The sequence below is a fragment of the Limnospira sp. PMC 1279.21 genome (assembly GCF_032349615.1).
Lineage (GTDB): Bacteria > Cyanobacteriota > Cyanobacteriia > Cyanobacteriales > Microcoleaceae > Limnospira > Limnospira fusiformis.
In genome coordinates, this window is sequence record NZ_JARPLU010000179.1 from 4,004 (window position 1) to 8,678 (window position 4,675).

The window sequence follows — 4,675 nt, forward strand, 5'->3', positions numbered from 1 at the left end:
CACCCAACCTACTCTGTTGGGTTTCACCCAACCTACTCCTACACCCAACCTACTCTGTTGGGTTTCACCCAACCTACTCCTACACCCAACCTACTCCTACACCCAACCTACAATTAATTATTAATTATTAATTATTAATTATTAATTGTTAATGCGGGCGGAAGTATAGTCGGCAATGGCAAAAATATAGACCATGTGCGCTAATAATATTAATGCCCAAATGCCTGTTACCCAAACCGCCCAAGACCATGAGGCTTGAGATAGGTTGTGAAAAAACCACAGTCCTGAGTTGCAGGCGGCGAAAATGGCTACATGGACGGCGAAATTCATGCGATCGTCTAAACGACGGTAGTCGGGATCTTGGCGATCGGGTTCACGGGGCCAACGGGGAGGCATGGAGTTTACATCCTTAGCATTTGCATTTACCTATTGTAGAGGAAAATGGCTGTTTTGACATTTAATTATGGTACATTCCCCCCCTCTGACTCTGGGAGAGTGCTGGGGAAAGGGGAAAACACGGCGGTTTGATGGCTTTTGGGGACTGCTAGGGACGGTAATTTTTAGTCATAACGGCGTTGGAACTAGGGCGAATTTGGGAACCATATCGCCTTGACCATATTTTAGTGAGTTCTGCCCCTAATAGAAAGATTTGACAAGAATAGAAGATCCACAGCAGAAGGACGACGAAGGAACTGGCGGCACCGTAAGCAGAAGCTACAGTAGCACGTCCTAAATAGAAACTAATTAAGGTGCGACCGATAATAAATAAAATCGCGGTAATACCTGAACCAACGGCTACGTCTGACCAGGCAATTTTGACATCTGGTAAAATTCGATATATTTGACCAAATAAGATGGTGATTAAAATAAAAGAAACGCCATTATCTATGAGCGATCGCAATAGGCTGGGAATGGATACTACCTTATCTAACCAGTCACTCATTCCCGCCAAAAATGAGCTAATTCCTAGGGACATTAGCAGCAATAACCCGACAATTAACACCATGATGACTGAGAGGATTCGGCTGCGGATAAATTCCCAGATTCCTTGCCCGGGTCTGACTTCAACGTGCCAAATTATATTGAGGGATTCTTTTAATTGAGCAAATATTGTGGTAGCCGCAAATAGGAGAGTCACTACACCAATGATGGTGGTGATTATGCTAGAACTAGGCTGAAATTGAGATTGGATAGCATTGGCAATGACTGAGGCTCCTTGTTCACCCATCAAAGTTTCTAGTTGCTCAATAACTTCTTTTTGGGCTACGGCTTCCCCGACAATGGAACCAGCTACAGCAATGACAATCATTAACAAAGGGGCTAGGGAAAATACCATATAATAGGCTAAGGCGGCGGCGAGAATGGGAACTTTGTCTTTTTGCCATTCGGTGATGGTTTCTTTTAACAAACTTTTGACAGTAGCTAGATTCACGGCTAATACCCTATTTGATGAATCAACAAAAACTCCACTAACCTGGAATCAGATGGTATTCATTATCTGTTAATGGTAGCATAGGTGTTTGGTTGGCTTTGGTGAAAGTTGTTGAGATACTGTCAAACTTTGGAAAAGCATTGGCTTTCCCGCTTACAGAATGATTATCCTCAAGCTAGTCCTGATACTTGGTCTAGTGTGGTGGTTTGGCTGTTGGGAGAAAATCCCGATCGCTGGGATAGTTTAGAACCCGATCGCCGTCCTGCCTTGGAAGCTGGGTTAAATTTTCGTTATCGGATTCTGAAAGAACGTTATTGGGGGGTTTCCTCAGATCAAGCCTATCGGAATTTGATGCAACGTTTGGGGGGTTTGGTGATCCTGCGTCAGAAAATTCAAACTTGGGTCGCTACCAGTCGCGATCGCCAACGTCAGGTGGTGGATGTCCTACAAGAGATCATCCAAAATATGTTGGATCGCGATCGCTATCTTAAACAGCAAATTCAGTGGATCGCTGAATGTACAGACGATCCGCGACTGCGTAATAGTTTGTTATTGACCACAGTTGAGGAATATTGTCTGCGTCCCATTCGCAATCAACCCCTACTGGTTTATCGGTTTGTTAACTATCTTTATCGGTCTCACCGGGGGGGACTGACTCAGGTTCCGACAGGAGAGTGGGTTAAACAAGTCTCTGAGGAAATTGTGTTGGGAGATCACGATGAACCGATCAGCCTATTGGATGATTCGGCGATCGCTCAATATCAGGAGTCTCAGTATTTGGAGGAACAAAAAGCCCAGCGGGTATTCATCCAAAAAGAGTTTCAAACCTATCTCCGGGAAAATGTCGATCCGATCGCCGCTCAATGGCTAGAATTATACCTGCGGGGCTACACTCAAGAGGCGATCGCCGAAAAGTTGCAGCTACCCATCAAACAGGTATATCGAATGCGGGAAAAGGTCGGTTATCATGCGATCCGCAACTTTGCTGTCAAAATCGCCCCAGAATTGGTTATGGACTGGCTGGGAATTTCCCTGGCTAACCATCGCCTCGGTCTGACTCCCTCTCAGTGGGAAAAGTTTTATCAGGATTTGACCCCTACTCAACGTCGCCTTATTGATCTCCTCAAAGCTAATAATTCTATTGATGCGATCGCCAAAACCCTCAAAACCAAAGTTTCCCGGATATACAGTGAATGGTCAAAAATTTACCTCGCCGCCCAGGTTATTCGCAATAGCGACAACCCCCCCACAGCCTAAATTTATCTTAACCCCCTTTGGGTTAATAAATAAACCGCAAAACTCCCCAACCAATGACTTCCGGCGTAATCACACAGAGAAACCGGTTTTAACCCTACTCGACGATGTACCGCCGCCACGGCTTGTAAACTGTTAATGCGTCGATCATCGGGGGGAAGTCCCGCGATAATTCCCTCTAACATCCAAGCGCGACTTAGGTTGAGACCATCAAAATGGGATTGTTGATAGTCGGTGGGGTTGCTGGGAATTACTGGAGATAACCAGTCTATTTCCGGGGTTTCTGGGATGTTTGGGAGAAATTCCCCCAGCCAATTGGCGAAGTTTTCAGCATCTAAAAAACGCCTCATTAAATCGGCTTCCGCTAGGGTCGGAGACAGGAAATCACAGCCGAGAGGTTCAATGTGTAAGGGATAGTTGCGATCGCCATGATAAAACATCTTAGCTCGTTCTTTCAGTAAACCAGCCAGATCCTGATTATCGGTAGTTTTAGACCAATCCCAGATTAAACCCATAGCAAAGGCGGTTTGAATATGGGTCCCACTGCGGTTAGGAAAGGCTAAATCTAACAGCCATTGTCGCAGGTTATTAACTGCTACTTCTTCTAAGGGTTGCAGTATTTCCCCTCACTGTTTTCCCTGGCTATCATTCCATCCTCGCAATTCGGCGGTTAATTGTAATAACCACGCCAAACCATAGGGACACTCAAACTCTGGTCTATCTTTCAGATAGTCGGCTTCTTGAGCGATCGCTTCTGGGGTCAAGTTTTGGCTGACTTTTTCCCTGGCTTCTTCCCTAAATTCCACTCCCGGAAAACAACGCATCACCCGCACTAACAGCCAATGATTATGAACTGCAGAATGCCAGTCCAAACAACCATAAAAGGCTGGGTTGAGTTGACGATGAGGAACTAAATCAGTTTCCTCTGATAAACCATAGAAATGTACATGGGGATATTCCCTATTGATACACCCTAAAGCACATCTCACAAAAGGAGCGATCGCTGTGGGATTAACCTGGTCAGTTTTCACGAATCTTTATCAAGTCTTAGCAGTGAACATTCCGGGGATTTAACCAGTCGGTATATATTCCCAACACCTAATAGGTAAATTGGGATGACCTCTGGCTAAAGCCAATAAGCGATCGCTCCTAAATATACATCTTCTAAAATTCCCCAAGTTGGTCATATTTTGGGCATTGAATAACTGCCAAATTCTCCCTTTTATCCTCATCCCTAAACTCGCCAAAATAGCCGTTTTGGGGGATTGGCGACTTGGTTTTAGCGGTCTATCGCCGGGTCGCAGCCTTGAAGGGTTAATAATAATTGTTTCCGTCGCTGCCAGGTCGCGTTCCTGTTGTAGAGTTAATTGATAGGTAGTATTTCCATCGGCGGCGGCTATTTCTAGCACATAAACACCAGCCGGTAAATTAAAGGCGATCGCCGACCCTTCATTCGGCTGCACTAATTGGCGACTTACCAGGCGACCCCTAGCCGTTTTTAGTCGCAATTCCACCCCAGCACTAAAGCCCTCCACAGAACAATTTAACCGTCCCTTCACCGGATGATTAAAGGTATAGATGTCTATGGCATCTTTCCCCATAAACCCCACATAAACGGCATGATCAGCTAAATTTCCCAGTGCAAAAGTGATGGCAGCAGCCATAATTATAGCCCCAAGTTTTCGGTTAAACTTCTTATGGCATTATACCACAGTTTACACATTATATAGCATTCCACACCAAATTAATTATTTCTGTTGATCTACCGCAGCTTAATCGTCCCCCAGACCCCAGTCTGAGATTTTTAATCATTTTTCAAGTCTTGTCGCCGTCACTTGGTGCTAAAATTGTCTACAATGATAATCATTCTCACCCAGGGCAGCCAACTCACCCATATCAGAAGCGATTATTCCCGTGGAGTCAGCACCCCCGACTGAAGCACGGGGGCTTCGTGCCCCCCTTTCAGGTAGCTGACCAGCTATAGCCTTT

The 4,675-nt window shown here is 45.3% G+C and carries 4 protein-coding genes and 1 pseudogene; 1 reads left to right on the forward strand and 4 read right to left on the reverse strand.

Annotation, left to right across the window (positions count from 1 at the left end):
• Nucleotides 1-141 precede the first annotated feature (141 nt).
• Together P5683_RS20310 and P5683_RS20315 are read right to left on the reverse strand one after the other, a co-directional pair.
• On the reverse strand, nt 142-396 hold the full coding sequence (locus P5683_RS20310; protein WP_006620676.1) for a 2TM domain-containing protein: 255 nt from the start codon (nt 394-396) through the stop codon (nt 142-144).
• A 148-nt stretch (nt 397-544) separates the two neighbouring features.
• Nucleotides 545-1,432 carry a YihY/virulence factor BrkB family protein gene (locus tag P5683_RS20315; protein ID WP_006620677.1) on the reverse strand — a complete coding sequence of 296 codons (888 nt, stop codon included), beginning with the start codon at nt 1,430-1,432 and terminating at the stop codon, nt 545-547.
• Nucleotides 1,433-1,540: 108 nt separating this feature from the next.
• On the opposite strand from P5683_RS20315, the gene P5683_RS20320 reads away from it, so the two are divergent.
• Complete coding sequence (locus tag P5683_RS20320) at nt 1,541-2,689, forward strand: HetZ-related protein 2 (RefSeq protein ID WP_006620678.1); 1,149 nt, start codon at nt 1,541-1,543, stop codon at nt 2,687-2,689.
• Nucleotides 2,690-2,691: 2 nt separating this feature from the next.
• On the opposite strand, the pseudogene P5683_RS20325 reads toward P5683_RS20320, so the two are convergent.
• Nucleotides 2,692-3,717, reverse strand: a pseudogene (locus P5683_RS20325) (DUF2891 domain-containing protein).
• Between the two features lie 39 nt (nt 3,718-3,756).
• Nucleotides 3,757-4,350, reverse strand: a complete 594-nt coding sequence (locus tag P5683_RS20330; RefSeq protein ID WP_006620680.1) for a T9SS type A sorting domain-containing protein — start codon at nt 4,348-4,350, stop codon at nt 3,757-3,759.
• Nucleotides 4,351-4,675 lie beyond the last annotated feature (325 nt).